Genomic DNA, 18,426 nt, shown 5'->3' on the forward strand with positions numbered 1-18,426 from the left:
AACCGTGCACTCTATCGCATTTACCTACCCGGGCCTATGCGACATTGTGCACGCGCCAGTCGCCGCTAACGGTTAATAAACTCTCCCGCGTACCAGTTGAGCATGGCGATTTTCTCATCCAGGGGCTTGTCCGGCTCCATTTCATAGACATTGCGGAAGCCGATCACCACATCGGTTACCCCGATAGACTCCAGGCGCGCAATACCCTCCGCGGTGAAGGCATCCTGGCCGGTGGTAAAGATGCGGAAGGGCCGGTCACTGGTGCCGTGTTCATCGCGCAATTCGTGCAGGCGGCGGATATAGCCCTCCAGCTGCTGCATATCGGCGCCTGCACACATCCAGCCATCACCCACAACAGCCGCGCGGCGCAGGGCTGGTTCGGCATGGCCTCCCACGAGAATGGGCGTGGGCGCCGAGGGCGCCGGACACATTTTTATCGCCGGCATATTGTGTATTTTTCCTTCGTAACCAAAGAATTCACCGGTTTCAAGGCCGCGAATAATGGCAATCTGCTCGTCCAGACGCAGGCCACGTTTTTCCCAGGGCACGTCACAGACGGCAAAATCCTCTTCCCAGGGACTAATACCAACCCCAAAATCGAAACGATTGCCGGACAGCTCCTGGATACTCTGTACCTGCTTGGCAACCACCGCCGCCTGGCGCACGGCAAGCTTGTAGACGAAGGTCGCAAAGCGGATTTTGCTGGTAACTGCAGCCATTGCCGCGGTGGCGATCAGGCTTTCAAGAAAGGGCACGCTTTCCAGGAACTCGCGGCTGCCATCCTTGTTGTACGGATATTTGGAACTCGCTTCCTGCGGGTAACAAATACTGTCCGGGATGGTAAGGCCGTCGTAGCCCGCGGCTTCCGCTGCCTGCGCCAGTGGCAGATAATGGCTCGATTCGCACATGCCGATCTGATAGCTGAATCTCATGGTGGTGCTCCTGTCTGTGGCCCGCCGCGGCGGCCAGCTGCTGTGGCTAAAAAGGTGACTGTAACGCGTCCGCCCGTGGCGGTCATCGGGGTGTTGAAAATAGCCGCCGATGGCCTCAAATACTGAACTCTGCCTGGTGTTAACTACGCGTATCGAGCGCACCGGGATCAACGGGCCATTAAAAAAGAGGTTACACTACAGGCATGACCGAAGACTTTTCCGCCATCACCCATCCCAAAGAGAGCGCCGAAGCAGGCGACAGCACCCGGCGCTTCCTGTTTGAACAGGCGGATATCCGCGGTGAGATCGTGCAACTCGATACCGTGCTGCAGGATATCCTCACGGTGCACCAATATGCCCCGGGGGTACAACGCCTGTTAGGCGAGTTCCTGGCCGCGGCGACCCTGCTCAGCACCACCCTCAAATTTGAAGGCAAGCTTATTCTGCAAGCCCGCAGCAATGGCCAGGTGCCGCTGCTCATGGCCGAGTGCAGCAGCGACCTGCAGGTGCGAGGCATCGCCCGCGGCGCCGAACATGCGACCTCTGAAGACTTTGCCCAACTGCTGGCCACGGGCACTCTGGCGATCACCATTGACCCGGTAAAAGGCAAGCGCTACCAGGGTATTGTGCCACTGGCCACGGACTCCCTTGCGAGCAGCCTGGACGCCTATTTTGAGCAGTCCGAGCAATTGCAGACTCGCTTCTGGCTGGCGGCCGACGGCAATCGGGCCGCGGGTATGTTGCTGCAGCAACTGCCTGCCCAGGTGGTGCGTGACGAACAGCTACGCCTCGCGCAGTGGCAGCACGCCTGCACACTGGGTGCCACTATCAGGGCAGAGGAATTGATGCAGCTGGACCCGGAAGAATTACTATACCGGCTCTATCACGAAGATCCGGTGCGCCTGTTTGCGCCAAAGACAGTGCAGTTTCACTGCAGCTGCTCCATCGCCCGCAGTCGCAACGCGCTATCGGCAGTGGCGGCCAGCGAACTCGAGGAAATTCTCCAGGAACAGGGGTGTATCACGGTGGATTGCGAGTTCTGCAACCAACAATACCGCTTCGAACGCGAGGACCTTGCCAGTCTTCTGGAAGCTCCCCCTGCGCCGATTTTGCACTAAACTGATAACGGATGACCTGCGAGTGCCACGGCCTGGGATTTTTTAGGGGCGCAGGTTCGCATAATGGGCGGTTTCTGACATAATGGCGCCCCCCGAAAGACCTTCAGAGGCGGCTTCTGCCACGAATGGCGGGCAGTGAGCGACAGCAGAAAAACAGGACACACCATGACCGTTGAGACCAGCACCACCAGGGAATTTACCGACCTGGGTATAGCACAGTTGATTGAAGAAGCACTGAAACGCGAGGAAGGCATCCTCGCTGACACCGGCGCCCTGCTGGTGACTACCGGCCCGCGCACCGGCCGCTCTCCCGCCGACCGCTTCGTGGTCCGCGAGCCCAGCACCGAGGACAGCATTGAATGGGGCCCCGTCAACCGGCCCTTCGACAGTGAACACTTCGACGCGCTGTGGGACCGGGTTGAAGCGCATCTCGACGAACGCGACCGCTTTGTTTCCCATCTGCACGTAGGCGAGCACAACGATCACTACCTGCCGGTAAAGGTGATAACGGAAACTGCCTGGCAAGGGCTTTTCGGCCGTAACATGTTTATCCGCCCCAAGAATTTCAATGTCGGTCGCAAGCACGAGTGGACCATCATCAACGCCGCGGGTTTTGTCTGTGACCCGGAGCGGGACGGCACCAATTCCGAGGCTGTGGTCATCCTGAATTTTGCCCGCCGCAAGGTACTCATTGCCGGCATGCACTACGCCGGCGAAATGAAGAAGGCCATGTTCTCGGTGCAGAACTTCCTGCTGCCGGAAAAGGACGTAATGTCCATGCACTGCTCCGCCAACGTTGGCGAAGAGGGTGACACCACGCTGTTTTTCGGCCTCTCGGGCACCGGCAAAACCACGCTGTCGGCCGATCCGGAACGCTACCTTATAGGTGATGACGAGCACGGCTGGGCCAAGGGTTCCGTATTCAATATCGAGGGCGGCTGCTACGCCAAGACCATCGACCTCAGCCAGGAAAACGAACCGGTTATCTGGGACGCCATCCGTTTTGGCGCCATCATCGAGAACGTGGTGCTGGACGAGCAACGCCATGCCGACTACAGCGATACCAGCCTTAGCGAAAATGGTCGTTGCTGCTACCCGCTGGAACACGTTGCCAAGCGCACCGAAGCCAACGCCGGCGGCGAGCCCAAGTGCGTGATTTTCCTCACCTGCGATGTCTCCGGTGTGTTACCGCCAGTCTCCATCCTGTCCAAGGAGGCCGCGGCCTTCCACTTCCTCAGTGGCTATACCGCACGGGTCGGCTCTACCGAGCTGGGCGCGGAGGCGGGCATTCATCCCACCTTTTCCACCTGCTTCGGGGCTCCATTCATGCCGCGCCCCGCCAGTGACTACGCCGAGTTGTTGATGAAGCGTATTGAGGATTTTGGCAGCCAGGTATACCTGATCAACACCGGCTGGACCGGCGGTTCCGGTGCACCCGGCGGTACCGGCGCGCGCTTCCCGATCCCGGTTACCCGAGCGATCGTGGCGGCCGCCCAGAGTGGGGCCCTGCTGAATGCACCGCTGGAACAGCTGGATATTCTCAACCTGACCTTTCCGACCGCCATCCCCGGGGTTGACGCGAAGTACACCAACCCGCGCAACAGCTGGGGCGATGTCGCCGCCTATGACGACCAGGCTCGCAAGCTGGCGCAGCTGTTTCAGGACAACATCACCCGGTTTGATGTCTCGGACAGTATCGTAGCAGCGGGCCCCCGGGCGCACGCCACCGAAAGCTGAGGCCCTCTAGCCGCCGGCAACCTCCGCGACACCGCCAGCCAGTGGCTGGCGTCTGCCCGGCAGGCGCTCGCCCAACTGGCAACCCAGCAAGTACAGGCAGGGCACCAGTAACAGCGTCACCCCGGTGGCAAAGAGTACCCCGAACGCCAGGGATGTGACCATCGGGATCAGGAACTGGGCCTGCACGCTGGTTTCTGCCATGATCGGCAACAGGCCGACGAAGGTCGTCAGGGATGTCAGGATGATCGGCCGGAAACGGTCCTCTCCGCCCTGCAGCAGGGCTTTCAGCAACGGCTGTCCCGACGCCCGCAACTGGTTGATACGGTCGATCAACACCAGGTTATCGTTGACCACCACCCCGGCACAGGCGATCACCCCAAGCAGCGAAAACATGCTGACCTGCCAGTTGAGAATGAGGTGGCCAAAGATGGCACCCATCAGTCCGAAGGGTACCGCCGTTAGCACCAGCAGCGGCTGGACATAGGAGCGGAAGGGAATCGCCATCAGCGCGTAAATCACCAGCATGGCGAGTGCCAGGTATTTCAGCATGGCGCTCATGAATTCCGACTCTTCCTCAAGCTCCCCATCCAGCGCCAGGGTGAGGCCGGGGAAGCGCTGCTTCCACTCCGGTAGCTTGTCACTCAGGATGGCACTCACTATCGCCCTGGGCTCGGCACTTCCCGGAACAACTTCCGCAGTGACCTCCAGCGTGCGCTTGCGGTCAATGCGGTCGATGGTCAGGTAGCCCGGCTCAAAGCTGATACTGGCGACAGTGGCAAAAGGCACTTCCTCACCGGCGGGTGTACGCACCCTCATTTCGTTCAGGTTATCAACCGACAGCCGCTCTGCCTCCGGATACCGCACCATCACCCTTACGTCCTCACGAGTGCGGGGGATGCGCTGCGCCTCGGCGCCATAAAAAGCCTCCCGCACCTGGCGTGCCAGATCGGCCAGGCTGATACCGAGGTTTTCCGCCGCCGGTTTCAAGCTGAGAATTATTTCTTCCCGCGGCGCCTGCAGGGTGTCGTTGATGTTATGCACTCCGCTATAGCTTTCCAGCAACTTGCGCAGTTCAACTGACACTGCGGTCAGGTCATCAATGGAGGCAGCCGCCGCAACCAGCCGGATAGGCTTACCCATCTCATTGATGGTGTAGTCCATCTGGAAGTCTTGCACGGTGCCCAGGTCGCCGATCGCCTCCCTCCAGCGTGCGGACAGCTCACGGGTATCAATATCGTCGGAGACGGTTTCAATAGTCACCCGGATCTCGTTGCCGTTACCGCTGGAGTCAATGTGGCCAACCGCCGGCCCAGGCTGTACGAATCGTGGATCCTGGTTGTACTCCCGCTTTACCTGCAGGGCTGCGGTTTCAACCTGCTGCAGTACCCTGAGCGTATCGCTAAAGGCGCCCCCCTCGGGCAGTTCAATCTCGGCGATCACGTAATCGGAGTTGATTGAAGGGAAAAATGCCGTACGCAACCAGCCGCCACCGTACAGCGCCAGGCTGATCAGCAGCATGCTCATGAATATCGCCACGACCAGCAAACTGTGCCGAAAACATAGCGCCAGGAACGGACGATAACGTTCCCGGCCAAAGCGGGTCATACCATCCGCAAAGCGCAGGCGCACAGTTTCCAGCTTGCGCAACAGCGCAAAACGGCTGGGTTTGACCGGCGGCATATGCGCCAGGTGCGGCGGCAGGATCAGCAGGCATTCCACCAGTGACAACGCCAGCGCGATGATGACCACAATGGGGATTGCCATCGCCGCCTGGGCCATATCGCCGGGCATAAACAGCATGGGCACAAAGAAGATCATCGTGCTGACGACAGCGTACATGACCGGCTTGATGACTGCCTGGGTACCGGCCAGGGCACCGGCAGCACCGCGATGACCCGCCGCCTGCTGGGAGTGAATGGACTCACCCACAATGATGGCGTCATCCACCACGATCCCCAGGATCAGCAGGAACGCGAACAGGGAGATCATGTTCAGGCTGACCCCGGTGTACTGCAGCACAAACAGGGTGCCGACAAAGGCCACGCCGATGCCGGTGCACACCCACATGGCCAGGCGCGGGCGCAGGAACAGTACCAGCACCAGGAAGACCAGTGCCAGGCCGCCGATACCGTTCTTCAGCAAAGTGTCTACCCGCGCCTTGAAGGGCACAGAGGAGTCTCGCCATACCGCGAGCTCCACCCCGGGTGGCAGCCGCGTGCGGGTCTCCTCAACCCAGGCGTGCACTACCTCGCTGGTAGCCAGTGTATTGGGGTTGGAGGTCACAAATACGTGCAGGGTGTGGGAGGGCTTGTCATTAAAGCGGGTGCGGACATCGACGTCTTCAAAGCCATCCACAATCGTCGCCACATCGCGCAGCAGGATCTGGGTACCATCGCGGCGGGTGACTACCGGTATCTGGCCGAATTCGTAGCGATCATAGGCTTGCCCCCGGGTCTGCAGGCGAATGTCGCCACCGGCATCCTTGATTGCGCCCGCCGGCAGGTTCAGGGAGGAACTGCGGATCGCGGTCACCACATCAGTGAATCCCAGCCCATAGCGGCGCAGCGTGTATTCAGATACCTCCACCGACACTTCGTAGGGCCGCGGGGTGGCAAGCTCCACCACCGACACTTCCGGCTGGGAGGCCAGGTCGTCCCGCAACTGCTCGCCCAGCCGCTTCAGGTCCTGCTCATCCAGGTTGCCGGCGAGGGACACCGCGGCCATATGGTGACGGAAGGCCAGTTCGGTGACCACCGGCCGCTCGGCATCCACCGGAAACGTATTGATAGCGTCCACCCGGGTCTTGATGTCCGCGGTCAGGCGCTGCATGTCGTATCCGGATTCGGCCTCTACAACGACGGTACCCATACCTTCACGAGCGGTGGAGCGGATCTCCTTGATGCCACTGAGGTCGTGGATCGCCTCCTCGATACGCACACAGATCTGTTCTTCGACCTCACCCGGACCAGCGCCGGGGTAAGACATGGCGACACTGACCCGGTTGATCTCGAATTCGGGGAAAAACTGTTTGTCCAGCGCGGAAACACCCAGCAGGCCACCAATCAACAGGAATATCATCAGCAGATTGGCTGCAATCGGATTGTGGATAAACCAGCGAACCGGACCACCCATGATCAGCGCCCCGCCCCGGCCAGTCCGTCCACTTCGTTCACATCAACCGCCATGCCGGCTATCGCGACCGCCGATTGCCGCACCACCACCCGGTCGCCCCGCAATAATCCCTGCACCCAGACCTGCCCGGTATCACTTTGCAGCACATCGACTTTGCGCTTCACCAGTTGCTGGCGACTGTCCACCAGCATGACTGTGCCGTCACTGTGCATAGCCGAGCGTGGCAAACCCGTCACCGCGTCCATTGACCGGCCTGATATCGTGGCGCTTACAAACATACCCGGCGCCAGTGGCGGCCGCACGCCATCGGCGCCACGGGCAAAAGGGTCGGTCACTTCGGCAACCGCAAACACCATCCGGCTGTTTTCATCGATATTGGCATCGGTACGGACAATACGGCCCTGCCACTGCCAATCGCGGTTGCCGAAGGTGGCTTGCAGGGTGACGTCGGGCAGGGCGACAGCGCCCTCCTGCGCACGATAATGCAGGGGCAGGTCCAGCAGGGCGACCTGGCGATCGGTGAGGGGCAAGCGCACCTCAACGACATCGGTCGCGTAAACCCTGGCAACCCGGGTGCCCGGTGTGACGTACTGGCCGGTATCGACATATTTTTCACTGATACGGCCGTTGAAGGGCGCCACTATGCGGGTGCGCTCGAGGTCCAGTTGCGCGGCGTCGAGGTCGGCTTCGGCGGCCTTCAGGGCCGCCCGGGCAGACGCCAGCTGGGGCTCCCGCAAAAACAGGGCATTGCCCTGGGCATTACCCAGGTCGCGCCACTCCCGCCTGGCCTGCAGCGCCCGGCCCTCTTCTTCCGCAAGACGCTGGCGGGCGGCGGCAACCTGGGATTCCATGCGGGCGATAGCAAACCGGTAGTCCACGTCCTCGACATCCACCAGCACGTCGGTGGCGCGGAAGAATCCACCTGCGGCAAATTCCGCCGCAACGGATTGCACCCGCCCCGCCACCCGGCTGACCAGGTCAATCTCGCGCGCGGGCCGCACCGTGCCCTGGGTGGTAACGCTCAGCTCGCGAGGGGCCGGCTCCACCGTCATTACATCCACCAGAGGCAACGCTGCAGTCGCCGGTGCCTGCGGTTCGGGCGCGGGCCTGGCCACCAACAGCACATAAGCGACCACGACACCCACTGCCATGACCACTGCTGCAGCCATTAACGTACCTGGAATCTTGACCTTCATCACCCGAATAACCTTTTGAATTTAGCCGCCACGACCCGTCATCGTTGCCGATGTGAGCCCTGTTGTCGTCTGCGCCGCTGCGCGGACGCATTGGACAGCAAGATCATACCGGTGTTCAAAGACTTTACGCAGCCGGACAGGCTGTGGATGGCGGAAATGTTAAAAAGTCACTTCTAGTAGGAACATTCTAATTTTTCGCCGTAGCCTGCTCTCATTCGGCATGTATTGCCGCAATTTTGCACAGAGGAATAGAGACATGGCTGAAGAAACCAACACCGCAACGGCAACAGAAACCAGCGCTGCAGCACCCGCAGAAACCACAACGGCAAGCAAGGCTGCACCCAAGCCGAAGACTGCTGCGCGCAAGTCAACTGCAAGCAAAACCACTGCGAGCAAGAGCACCCCGCGCAAGACAGCGACCGCGAAAGCGCCTGGAGGCAAGGCATCGGCTGTCAAAACAACCAGGAAAAAGGCCGCCCCGCGCAAAGCCACCGCAAAACGCGGCCGTCGCAAGGCCACTCCAGACCTGGCCGCGCGCGCCCAGGAAGCCGGTCGCAATGCATTTCTTGCCAGCCTCGGCTTTTATGGCAAAGCGTTTGACCAGGTGCAGGAGCAGTTTACCAACCTGCAGGGACAACTGGAATCACGCCGCAAGGTAGCCAACAAGACCTATGCTGACCTCGTCAAGCGTGGCACCCGGGTAGAAAAGGATGCGAAAGGCCTGATCAGGGATATCGAGCTGCCGCGCCTGGAACTGGAAAGCCTGACTGACCGCAAGAAGCTGGAAGCCAGGCTCGGCCAGGCCCGCGCACGCTTTAACGAGCTCAAGTCATCCGTCGGCCTGAAATCCGCCGCCTGAGACGACTAACTCAGTTTGGTCCCCGCTTCTGGCGGGGGCGTCATCGGGGCCGCGAAGTGGCCCTTTTTTTTGTCCCCAAATCTGCTTTAATGGCCGCTTGGGGCAGCGACCGCTGCCATCCCGGACAAAGGCAGCAAGCTGATGAGCGATGACAAAGTCGATAAAAACAAGGTCACCGACAAAGCCGGCGAAATAGCACGCAATATCTGGCTGGCCGGCGTCGGCGCCTATGGTCGTGCGGTTGACGAAGCCCAGGATCGCATGGAAAAAGCCGGGGTTGAGACCCCAAAATTATTCCGCGACCTGGTCAAGGCCGGCGCCGCGCTGGAGGACGAGGCGCGAAGAGGCTTATCCTCCAGCAGAAGTGCAAGGGCCTCCGTGGAAGAGCGAATTCACCGGGTGCGTGAGAGTTTCCAGTTGCAATTGCCGGCCCGGGGTGAGGATTTGCTGGCACTGCATGAAAAAATTGATCGTCTGTCGCAAAAGGTGGACGATCTCAGCTCGGCGCTTGCAGTCCAGGGTAGCCGCACCCGCAAGCCCGCTGCGAGGAAGAAGGCCACTACTCGCAAGGCCACCGGCAAGAGTAAGCCCGCGCCCGCTCGCAAGACCAGTCCGCGCAAGCCTACCTGAGTGGATAGGTAACGGCCGGTCTTCCCTTGAAAACGCGCGATCGCATCCTGGTGACCAGCCTCGCGCTGTTCAATGAAGAAGGCGAGGCTCACACTACGACGATTGATATCGCCAACGAACTCGATATCAGCCCGGGCAATCTCTATTACCATTTCAAGGGTAAAGACCAGATTATCAGTGAGCTGTTCCAGCAGTATGAACTGGCCCTGAGCGGCACACTCACCGCACCGATTGAGCGGCCACTGAGTGTGGACCCGGCGACCGTGGAGGATAACTGGTATTACCTGTACGTGGTGATGGAAGAAATGTGGCAGTACCGTTTCCTCTACCACAATCTCGACGACATTCTCAGCCGCTATCCGCCAGTGCGCCGAGGTTTCAGGCGCCTGCTACAACTGCAACGAGCTGCGTTGTTTGCGATCTGCAAGAACCTGCTGGAACAGACCGTTATTGTCACCACCGAAGAACAGCTGCTGGGCCTGGTGGATAACATGACCCTGGCCCTGACATTCTGGTTCAGCTACCACCAGCTGCTGCATGAACAGAGGCCGTCCCAGGTTGTAATCCACCAGGGGGTGCTGCAGCTGCTGACCATGGTGGCCCCTTACCTTGGCGAAACGCAACTCACCTTCTACCGGGACTGCCAGAAGATCTACGCCGCCATGCTGACCCAGGAAACAGCGGGCTGATTCATTTTACCCGGCAGCTTGCAATAGCGAGGCCTGGCAGAGCCGGTGAAGGGACCGTACATCTTGCCGACCCATCTGCTATTATCCCCACTCCACCAGCAACCTCAATGGCAAAGGAGATTACAATGAGCATCCAGGTTGGCGACAAAATTCCCTCCAAGACCCTTAAAACCATGGGCGCAGAAGGCCCGGTGGACATTACCACCGATGAAATATTCAGCGGCAAGAAAGTGCTGCTGTTCGGTGTTCCCGGCGCCTTTACCCCCGGTTGTAGCAAGGCGCACCTGCCCGGCTACGTCGCCCAGGCCGACAAGATAAAGCAACTCGGTGTAGACACTATTGCGTGCATGTCGGTTAACGATGCTTTTGTCATGGACGCCTGGGGCGAGGCACAGAATGCCGAGGAAATACTGATGCTGGCCGATGGCAATGCGGAATTCACCAATGAGCTCGGCCTGGAGCTGGATGCCAGCGGTTTTGGCCTGGGCCAGCGCTGCCAGCGTTTTGCGATGCTGGTCGAAGACGGCACCGTGACCCAGCTGAATGTGGAACCCGGTGGCGGTGTTGATGTCAGCTCCGCAGAAACCATGATGGCACAACTCTAGAGTGCTTCTGCGGCGGGGCCATGCCCCGCCGCCATTACACACTGCAGGCTAGGCGAGCATCACGTAGCAAACGGCGCTGATTACCATGGCGCCCAGAAGATTGAGCACAAACCCCTCCCTCGCCATTTGCCGCGTGGTGATCAGGCCACTGCCATACACCACCGAATTCGGCGCTGTCGCGACCGGCAGCATGAAAGCACAACTCGCACTCATGGCGGCGGGCACCATAATCAGTTCCGGAGGCAGGTCGGCGGCGAGTGCGGCGGCAGCCAGCACCGGCATCAGCAAGGTGGTACTGGCCGTGTTGGAGGTTGTCTCGGTCATGAATGTCACCATCAGGCATACCAATAACAGCAACAACCAGGTAGGGATATCCGTCATCCCCGACAGCCAGCCTCCCATTACATCACTTAAGCCGGACGCGACAAAACCACTGGCCAGACAGATCCCCCCGGAAAACAGCAATAGCACTCCCCAGGGGATTGTGCTGGCGCGCTCCCAGTCCAGTAGTCGCGCGCCTTTACCATTGGGTACCAGGAACATCACCACCACAGCCAGCAAGGCGACCGAGGCGTCATTGGCCTGGGGCAGGCCCAGCCAGGCCTGCCAGCCCCCGAACGGTTCGCTGCGGGTCACCCAGGCCAGGGCGGTACAGCCGAACACTGCCAGAACCCGCTTTTCTTCACTGCGCCAGCAACCGATTTCCGGCAACTGCACCGTCACCGAGCGGGGCAGGCTGCGGGTCAGCACCAGCGCCATCAGGGGTATCATCACTACAACTACCGGCAGCGCCCAGCCCATCCAGCGGCTGAAGCTGATCGCCGTGCCGGTGGTTTGTTCATACACCTGCATGAAGATCAGGTTGGGCGGCGTGCCAATGGGTGTGCCTATGCCACCCACACTCGCCGCATAGGCGATGCCGAGCAACAACGGCACCGCCAGTTCACGACGCTGGTCGGTAGCCTCAAGCACTGCCAGCGCCACCGGCAACAGCATCAGCGTGGTCGCCGTATTGGAGATCCACATGCTGAGCACTGCCGCGGCCGCCATAAAGCCCAGCACCAGCCGGCGGCCGCTGTTGGCGCCCACCAGGCGCACCATGCCAATGGCAATCCGGCGATGGGCGCCAGAGTGCTCCATGGCCTTGGACAGCAGGAACCCGCCCAGCAACAGCAGTATTAATGGCGAGCCGTAGGCCTGCCCGACCTGTGCCGGGGTCAGTACCCCAAGTAGCGGTAACAGCGCAATCGGCAGCAGCGACGTCACCGGAATGGGCACCGGCTCGAACACCCACCACAGCACACACCACAGGGCCACCATGGAGACAATGGCTATATCGCTATCGACGCCGGCCATCTGCAGGGATAACCCCAGGAACAGCGCCAGCAGCGGCGTACCGTAAAGCGCCAGTGACCGCAGTGCGTTCATCCGGCAACGCTCATTCAGCAGACACTTTTCCGGCGCTCTTCGGCAGCGGCAGCCTGATAATACGGTCGCCCACGTAGGAGCCGATATACAGAGTGTCGCCACGCTGCAGGGCCACGGTACCAGCGCCCATCGGCGGGCCTTCAAGCGTTAGCAGGGGCTGTGCCTCAAGGGTGTCAGGGTCTATTTCAACAATGCTGAAGGGCAGCAGCGAGGGCTTGTCATGGCTCTGCTCCAGGCTCTGGAACAGCTGCCACAGCGATGCCTGGTGCGAGGCGACCAGCAAGGTGCCGCTGGCGGACCAACTGGCGTTATCCGGCTTTTCCACCGCCACCTCAGCCAATAGTTCAGCACCGGGCAGGGCATGTCGGCGCACCTTGCCGCCGAAATAGATATTGAGGTAAAAGCTCTGCTCATCCGGTGCCAGCAAAATCCCGTTGGGATGCGCACCTTCCGTACCCGGTATCGGCTGAAAACCGGTCGCGGCGGACCAGCGATACACAAAACCGGTATCAAACCCCAGTGCCGCCAGTAATGCGGACCACAGCTGCCGCTTGCGATTGGCCATATGGGTTACCAGCAGGCTGCCATCGGCAAGGCCCGCCACATCATTGAGATTGCCTTCTTCGGGGGCCACAGCACAACCGCGCCAGACGACCTCAGGGCGGTCACCGGCGGCATTGGCCAATTCAAAAAATTCCACCGATTCGCGGCCGGTGTGGTTAACCACCAGCAACTGCCAGCGCCCGTCGCCCCGTTTGCGTATATCGAGGCCGTGGGCGCCGAGCCAGGCAGGCGGCCGGACACAATCGGCGTCACCCCAGAGTTCACCGTCCGGCGGGGCGACCAGGCTGCGGTACAGCGGATGTATGCTGTCATCCCGGGTATCAAGCAGAAACAGGCCACCGGGTGCCGCCATTTGCCCGAATATGAGGTCACGGCTGTTCGGGGCCGGCACCAGGTCTTCCGGTGCGGCCAGTCCGCAAATGGGCTTGATGCCATCCACTGTGGCGCAATTTTCACCGCTATCAGCCGCGGCAGCGGCTACCGGCAGCGCCCCCAGCAAAGATATGCTCAGGGCTGACAGAACAAAAAGGGCTTTTATTTTCATTATCTTTCCTCGGCAATAACTGACTTATCCTGCCCAGACCAGCGGCGCCTGTAAAGACCCTTCGCATCGCGGCACTAGAGGATAGGACCGTCAGGCATTACACTCATTGCATGGCAACTACGTTTCCACACACCCTGGTCGATCCGTTTCAGCGGCAGATCAGTTATCTGCGGCTGTCTGTCACCGACCGCTGCGACTTCCGCTGTGTTTATTGCATGGCCGAGGACATGCAGTTTGTGCCCAAACCACAGGTACTGACCCTGGAGGAACTGTACCGTGTGGCCGAGGCCTTTACCGGCCTTGGGGTCAGCAAAATCCGGCTGACCGGGGGCGAACCACTGATTCGCAACAATATCATGTCGCTGGTTGAACGATTGGGCCGGCTGCCGGGCCTCGATGAGCTGGTGCTGACCACCAACGGCTCCAGGCTGGCACAGTTGGCGCCCGCACTGCGCGACGCCGGGGTGCGCCGGATCAACATCAGTATCGACAGCCTGCAACCCGACCGCTTTCGCGAAATCACCCGCTTTGGCGACCTGTCTGCGGTTATCGCCGGCATCGACGTTGCGGTAGCAGCCGGCTTTGAACGCATCAAACTCAATGCTGTTATCCTCAGGGGCCGCAATGACGATGAGGTTCTCGACCTGGTGGCCTTCGCCCAGGAGCGGGGCATAGATATCGCTTTCATTGAAGAAATGCCCCTGGGGCAGATAGACGAACACAGTCGTTCCCTCAGTTTTTGCAGCAGCGCCGGGTTGCAGCAACAGATTGGGGAGCGCTACCCATTGCTGCCGCTGGGCGACCCCACCGGCAGTGATGGCCCTGCGCGCTACTTCAGGATTCCAGGTAATGCCGGCCGTGTCGGTTTCATCTCGCCCCACAGTAATAATTTCTGCCACCTGTGCAACCGGGTACGGGTGACAGTAGAGGGGCGCCTGCTATTGTGCCTGGGCAACGAGCACTCGGTAGACCTGCGCGAGGTACTGCGGGCGCCGGGCAGCACTCGCGACACCCTGCAGCATGCTATTGTTGCCGCCATGGCATTAAAGCCGGAGAAACACCATTTTGACCACAGCGGGGAACCCGATATCCTGCGCTTCATGAACATGACCGGCGGCTGACCGCGGCCTCACGAGGAAACAACGTGCACACCCAGGATTTCCCCCAGCTGGCCTCCATTGAGGTCATCGAGCAAGGCTTTGAATCGCTCGGTTACATCTGCAGCACCAAGATTGCCACCGCGGTATTCCTGGCCTTCGCGCTGCGTAAACCCATCCTGGTGGAAGGCCCCCCGGGCGTTGGCAAAACCGAACTCGCCAAAACCGCCGCCGAGCTGCTGCAGGTACCACTGATCCGGCTACAGTGTTACGAGGGCCTCGATGAGGCGAAAGCACTGTACGAATGGAAATACGGCAAACAACTGTTGTATACCCAGGTGTTAAAGGAAAAACTGGGGGATCTGCTGCAGGGTGCCCAGGGACTGGCGGAATCCGTGGAGCGCTTACACCAGTTCGGTGATATTTTTTATTCCGAGGAGTTCCTGGAGCCGCGGCCGCTGCTCAAGGCCATGCAGCAGGAGCGCGGCGCGATTCTGCTGATTGACGAGGTCGACAAATCGGACTATGAATTCGAATCCATGCTGCTGGAGATACTGTCGGACTACCAGGTATCAATCCCGGAGATCGGTACGATAAAGGCATCGGTATCGCCGATGGTGTTTCTCACCAGCAACAATACCCGGGACATCAGTGACGCGCTCAAGCGTCGCTGCCTGCATCTGTACATCCCGTTCCCTAGCGTGGAGCTGGAAGAACGTATCGTGCGCAGCCGGGTGCCCGATATCGACCAGGTACTGCGTCGGCAACTGGTCGCTTTTGTGCATTCACTGCGCGACCTGGACCTGAAAAAAACCCCCGCCATCTCCGAGACCATCGACTGGGCACGCAGCCTGTTGTTGCTGCACGCCCATCAGCTCGACGAGGAAATTATTCACAATACCCTCAATGTACTGCTCAAATTCGAGGATGACATCAACACCGCCAGCGCCGGACTCGGGGAGCTATTGCGCAGCCCCCGGCGAGCCTGAGCCGGTAGCCCGCCATGCAAGCCAGCCTGGTCACGTTTATCCAGCTGCTGCGCAGCCACGATGTCAGGATATCGCCGGCGGAGACCCTGGATGCCATGGCGGTTGCAGCCACCCTGGGTTATGGCGAGCGCGAGCGCCTGCGGGACGGCCTGGCCATGGCACTGGCCAAGACCCCGGCGGAAGAAGCCATCGTAGAGAGCTGCTTTGACCGCTTTTTTGGGCAGCAGATGGCAGATTTCTCCAACACCCGGGAGGAGCGGGAGCGGGGCGAACAGGAGTCTGGGGATCCACAGCAGAACGAGAGCGGCGCGGAGCGCCAGCCGGCAGATAGCGGGAACGAAGCCGACGCCGGTTCCGACTCATTACTGGCGGAGCTCGCGGCAAATGATGACGCGGTACAGGCCCTGCTGGACAGCCCACTGCTACAGCAATTGCAGAACAATGACCGCAATGCCCTGAACCTGGCCATGGGCACGGCGGCGGAACAGGTGGGCCTGGGCCAGATCAAGATGTTCACCCAGAAAGGGCAGTACACCCGGCGCATGCTGGATGCCATGGGCGAGGCACAGATCCGCCAGGCCATCATTGGCCTCGAGGAGCGCCAGAGCCCGGCCCTGGAGGAATTAAGGCGCTATCGGGACATCCTCCGGGAACAGGTGCGCGACTACGTGCAGCGTGAATACCTGCTCCATGCCGAGGGTCACAATGCGCGCTTCATGGACGACATCCTCAGCCACACACGGCTCAGCCACCTGGAACAGCGCTATGCCCAGCGGGTACAGGTGCTGGTGCGCAAAATGGCGCGCAAGCTCGCCGAGCGCCACGCCCGCAAGCGCCGCACGTTTCGCCGGGGCCGCCTTGATATGGGGAAAACACTGCGCCGGGGTATTGCCAGCGACGGTGTCATGTTCAACACCTACTGGCGACGGACACGCAAGGACAAGCCGCAAATAGTGGCAATATGCGACGTCAGCGGCTCGGTGGCGGCCTATGCCAAGTTCCTGCTGCTGTTCCTGTACAACCTGCAGGACGTATTGCCGCGGGTACGCAGCTTCGCCTTTTCCAGCCACCTGGGGGAGGTGAGCGAGCTGTTCACCCGTTATCCGGTGGAGAAGGCCATAGAGCTGGTCAACTGGCGCTACGGTGGTGCCACTGACTATGGCAGCAGTTTGCAGGACTTTGCCAGACTGGCTCTGGATGATATCAACAGCAGCACCACCGTGATCATCCTTGGCGATGCGCGCAATAACAATGGCGACCCGAAGCTTGAAATCATGCGCAGCATCTACCAGCGCAGCCGCAGGGTGATATGGTTGAACCCGGAGTCGCGTCGGGCATGGGGAACGGGAGACTCGGAGATGCTACGCTACAAGACCGCCTGCCATTTTGCCGCGGAATGCAACAATCTTGCCCAATTGGAGCGGGTTGTTGACCAGCTCCTCAGGCTTACCAGGTGAACCAGATGCGCTACCGCTGCCGGGACTGCACTTATCAGGGATCCAGTTTAATGGCCGGCGGCTCGTGCCCCGCCTGCGGTTCTTTCAACATGCGCGCAGTTACCGCCGCGCCCGCGCCGGCAGCGCCGGCAAAGACGAGGCGGTTGCAACTGGTTCTGCTGGTGCTGCTCTGGACGACCTTCGCCGGTGTTGTGCTGGCCAAGCTGGTTGACTGAAGGGATTCAGAATCCCTTCGGAGGCGCCTCTCCATCGTCCAGGCTCTCCAGGCTCAACTCCATCGAGCCATCGTCACCCTGGGCCTTGTCCTCCTTGGCAAACTTGATCTTGAGGCGAACATTATTCGGCGAATCCGAATTGCGCAGGGCCTCGTCTTCGGAAATCAGACCCTCCTGGTAAAGATCAAACAAAGCACTATCGAAGGTTTTCATACCGGCATTTTCCGACTTCGCCATGACCTCCTTGATGCCGTCGATATCGCCCTTCTGAATCAGGTCCGCGATCATGGGTGTGCCCAGCAAGATCTCGATGGCGGCACAACGCTTGCCGTCCACGGTGGGAACAAGCCGCTGGGAAATGAAGGCCTGGGTATTCAAGGACAGATCCATCAGCAACTGCGGGCGGCGCTCCTCCGGGAAAAAGTTGATGATCCGGTCCAGCGCCTGATTGGCATTGTTGGCGTGCAGGGTGGAGATACACAGGTGACCGGTTTCCGCAAAGGCAATCGCGTGCTCCATGGTCTCGCGGTCGCGGATCTCGCCAATCAGGATCACATCCGGGGCCTGGCGCAGGGTGTTCTTCAGCGCATTGTGCCAACTGCGGGTATCCACCCCCACCTCGCGCTGGTTAACGATCGATTTCTTGTGGCTGTGCACATATTCCACCGGGTCTTCAATGGTCACAATGTGCCCGGCACTGTTGCTGTTGCGGTAATCGATCATCGCCGCCAGGGAGGTCGATTTGCCCGAGCCTGTAGCGCCCACAAACAGCACCAGCCCGCGCTTGCGCATTATTACTTCGGTCAGGATCGAGGGCAGGCGCAGGTCCTGCCACTTGGGGATTTCCGCCACAATGTTGCGCGCAACGATACTGACCTCGTTGCGCTGCATGAAGATGTTCACCCGAAAACGGCCAAAGTCCGGCAAAGAGGTCGCCAGATTCATTTCCAGGTCAGTCTCGAACGCCGCCTGTTGCGTGGGATCCATCAGTTCATAGGCGATAGCCCTGATTTCACCGGGCTTGAGGGTCTCGCGCCCGATCGGTTTAAGCTGGCCCTGAAACTTGGCACAGGGCGGCGCGCCGGTACTCAGGTAAAGGTCAGATCCATTTTCTGTCGCCAGTGTCTTCAGCCATTCGGTAATGCGCACAGTGTCCCCTTCTGGTAGCCCGGGCTCCTGCCCGCCGGACGCGGGCACTCATTGCCCGGCCAGGGCTTACTCTAGCATTCTGTAG

The 18,426-nt window shown here is 60.3% G+C and carries 16 protein-coding genes; 10 read left to right on the plus strand and 6 right to left on the minus strand.

What is annotated here, in order from left to right; genetic code table 11:
• Positions 1-65: 65 nt before the first annotated feature.
• Complete coding sequence (locus tag CWI75_RS01885; RefSeq protein ID WP_101519761.1) at positions 66-932, minus strand: TIGR03619 family F420-dependent LLM class oxidoreductase; 867 nt, start codon at positions 930-932, stop codon at positions 66-68.
• Between the two features lie 203 nt (positions 933-1,135).
• Here CWI75_RS01885 and hslO point away from each other — a divergent pair, with 203 nt between their 5' ends.
• Complete coding sequence (gene hslO / locus CWI75_RS01890; RefSeq protein WP_101519762.1) at positions 1,136-2,050, plus strand: Hsp33 family molecular chaperone HslO; 915 nt, start codon at positions 1,136-1,138, stop codon at positions 2,048-2,050.
• Between the two features lie 165 nt (positions 2,051-2,215).
• The gene (locus CWI75_RS01895; protein WP_101519763.1) at positions 2,216-3,787 is read left to right on the plus strand and encodes a phosphoenolpyruvate carboxykinase; all 1,572 of its coding nucleotides are present in this window, start codon (positions 2,216-2,218) and stop codon (positions 3,785-3,787) included.
• A 6-nt stretch (positions 3,788-3,793) separates the two neighbouring features.
• Here CWI75_RS01895 and CWI75_RS01900 read toward each other — a convergent pair whose 3' ends face one another.
• On the minus strand, positions 3,794-6,919 hold the full coding sequence (locus CWI75_RS01900) for an efflux RND transporter permease subunit (protein WP_101519764.1): 3,126 nt from the start codon (positions 6,917-6,919) through the stop codon (positions 3,794-3,796).
• Between the two features lie 2 nt (positions 6,920-6,921).
• Positions 6,922-8,088 (minus strand): efflux RND transporter periplasmic adaptor subunit, encoded by a 1,167-nt coding sequence (locus CWI75_RS01905; protein ID WP_206604609.1) that lies wholly within the window; start codon positions 8,086-8,088, stop codon positions 6,922-6,924.
• A gap of 283 nt (positions 8,089-8,371) precedes the next feature.
• On the opposite strand from CWI75_RS01905, the gene CWI75_RS01910 reads away from it, so the two are divergent.
• From CWI75_RS01910 to CWI75_RS01925, 4 genes are all read left to right on the plus strand, one after another.
• Positions 8,372-8,974, plus strand: coding sequence for a hypothetical protein (locus CWI75_RS01910; protein WP_175580181.1), 603 nt, complete (start codon positions 8,372-8,374; stop codon positions 8,972-8,974).
• A 141-nt stretch (positions 8,975-9,115) separates the two neighbouring features.
• Entirely contained in the window at positions 9,116-9,604 is a 489-nt protein-coding gene (locus CWI75_RS01915; RefSeq protein WP_101519766.1) for a phasin family protein, read from the plus strand.
• Positions 9,605-9,630: 26 nt separating this feature from the next.
• Positions 9,631-10,293: a TetR/AcrR family transcriptional regulator gene (locus tag CWI75_RS01920; protein ID WP_101519767.1), complete on the plus strand. Its 663-nt coding sequence runs from the start codon at positions 9,631-9,633 to the stop codon at positions 10,291-10,293.
• A 125-nt stretch (positions 10,294-10,418) separates the two neighbouring features.
• Positions 10,419-10,898: a peroxiredoxin gene (locus tag CWI75_RS01925; protein WP_101519768.1), complete on the plus strand. Its 480-nt coding sequence runs from the start codon at positions 10,419-10,421 to the stop codon at positions 10,896-10,898.
• A gap of 48 nt (positions 10,899-10,946) precedes the next feature.
• Here the strand turns inward: CWI75_RS01925 and CWI75_RS01930 are convergent, their stop codons facing one another.
• A complete protein-coding gene (locus CWI75_RS01930) occupies positions 10,947-12,326 on the minus strand; it encodes an SLC13 family permease (RefSeq protein ID WP_101519769.1) in 1,380 nt (459 codons plus the stop codon).
• Between the two features lie 10 nt (positions 12,327-12,336).
• Entirely contained in the window at positions 12,337-13,434 is a 1,098-nt protein-coding gene (locus tag CWI75_RS01935) for an SMP-30/gluconolactonase/LRE family protein (protein WP_101519770.1), read from the minus strand.
• 110 nt (positions 13,435-13,544) lie between these two features.
• On the opposite strand from CWI75_RS01935, the gene moaA reads away from it, so the two are divergent.
• The 4 genes from moaA to CWI75_RS18800 all read left to right on the plus strand — a co-directional run bounded on the left by moaA (position 13,545) and on the right by CWI75_RS18800 (position 17,192).
• Complete coding sequence (gene moaA / locus CWI75_RS01940) at positions 13,545-14,555, plus strand: GTP 3',8-cyclase MoaA (RefSeq protein WP_101519771.1); 1,011 nt, start codon at positions 13,545-13,547, stop codon at positions 14,553-14,555.
• A gap of 23 nt (positions 14,556-14,578) precedes the next feature.
• A complete protein-coding gene (locus CWI75_RS01945; protein WP_101519772.1) occupies positions 14,579-15,520 on the plus strand; it encodes an AAA family ATPase in 942 nt (313 codons plus the stop codon).
• 14 nt (positions 15,521-15,534) lie between these two features.
• Positions 15,535-16,977 (plus strand): VWA domain-containing protein, encoded by a 1,443-nt coding sequence (locus CWI75_RS01950; RefSeq protein ID WP_101519773.1) that lies wholly within the window; start codon positions 15,535-15,537, stop codon positions 16,975-16,977.
• Positions 16,978-17,066: 89 nt separating this feature from the next.
• Positions 17,067-17,192, plus strand: coding sequence for a hypothetical protein (locus CWI75_RS18800; protein WP_277621756.1), 126 nt, complete (start codon positions 17,067-17,069; stop codon positions 17,190-17,192).
• Positions 17,193-17,198: 6 nt separating this feature from the next.
• Here CWI75_RS18800 and CWI75_RS01960 read toward each other — a convergent pair whose 3' ends face one another.
• Entirely contained in the window at positions 17,199-18,341 is a 1,143-nt protein-coding gene (locus tag CWI75_RS01960) for a PilT/PilU family type 4a pilus ATPase (RefSeq protein ID WP_101519775.1), read from the minus strand.
• Positions 18,342-18,426 lie beyond the last annotated feature (85 nt).

It is taken from the genome of Kineobactrum sediminis (genome assembly GCF_002868715.1).
In the GTDB taxonomy this organism is placed as follows: Bacteria; Pseudomonadota; Gammaproteobacteria; order Pseudomonadales; family Halieaceae; genus Kineobactrum; species Kineobactrum sediminis.

Excerpts from the sequence above, each read along its gene's own strand:
- CWI75_RS01900 (WP_101519764.1), bottom strand. The coding sequence starts at position 6,919 with ATGGGTGGTCCGGTTCGCTGGTTTATCCACAATCCGATTGCAGCCAAT.
- moaA (WP_101519771.1), top strand. The coding sequence starts at position 13,545 with ATGGCAACTACGTTTCCACACACCCTGGTCGATCCGTTTCAGCGGCAG.
- CWI75_RS01910 (WP_175580181.1), top strand. The coding sequence starts at position 8,372 with ATGGCTGAAGAAACCAACACCGCAACGGCAACAGAAACCAGCGCTGCA.
- CWI75_RS01930 (WP_101519769.1), bottom strand. The coding sequence starts at position 12,326 with ATGAACGCACTGCGGTCACTGGCGCTTTACGGTACGCCGCTGCTGGCG.
- CWI75_RS01885 (WP_101519761.1), bottom strand. The coding sequence starts at position 932 with ATGAGATTCAGCTATCAGATCGGCATGTGCGAATCGAGCCATTATCTG.
- CWI75_RS01925 (WP_101519768.1), top strand. The coding sequence starts at position 10,419 with ATGAGCATCCAGGTTGGCGACAAAATTCCCTCCAAGACCCTTAAAACC.
- hslO (WP_101519762.1), top strand. The coding sequence starts at position 1,136 with ATGACCGAAGACTTTTCCGCCATCACCCATCCCAAAGAGAGCGCCGAA.
- CWI75_RS18800 (WP_277621756.1), top strand. The coding sequence starts at position 17,067 with ATGCGCGCAGTTACCGCCGCGCCCGCGCCGGCAGCGCCGGCAAAGACG.
- CWI75_RS01905 (WP_206604609.1), bottom strand. The coding sequence starts at position 8,088 with ATGGCTGCAGCAGTGGTCATGGCAGTGGGTGTCGTGGTCGCTTATGTG.
- CWI75_RS01895 (WP_101519763.1), top strand. The coding sequence starts at position 2,216 with ATGACCGTTGAGACCAGCACCACCAGGGAATTTACCGACCTGGGTATA.
- CWI75_RS01915 (WP_101519766.1), top strand. The coding sequence starts at position 9,116 with ATGAGCGATGACAAAGTCGATAAAAACAAGGTCACCGACAAAGCCGGC.
- CWI75_RS01950 (WP_101519773.1), top strand. The coding sequence starts at position 15,535 with ATGCAAGCCAGCCTGGTCACGTTTATCCAGCTGCTGCGCAGCCACGAT.
- CWI75_RS01935 (WP_101519770.1), bottom strand. The coding sequence starts at position 13,434 with ATGAAAATAAAAGCCCTTTTTGTTCTGTCAGCCCTGAGCATATCTTTG.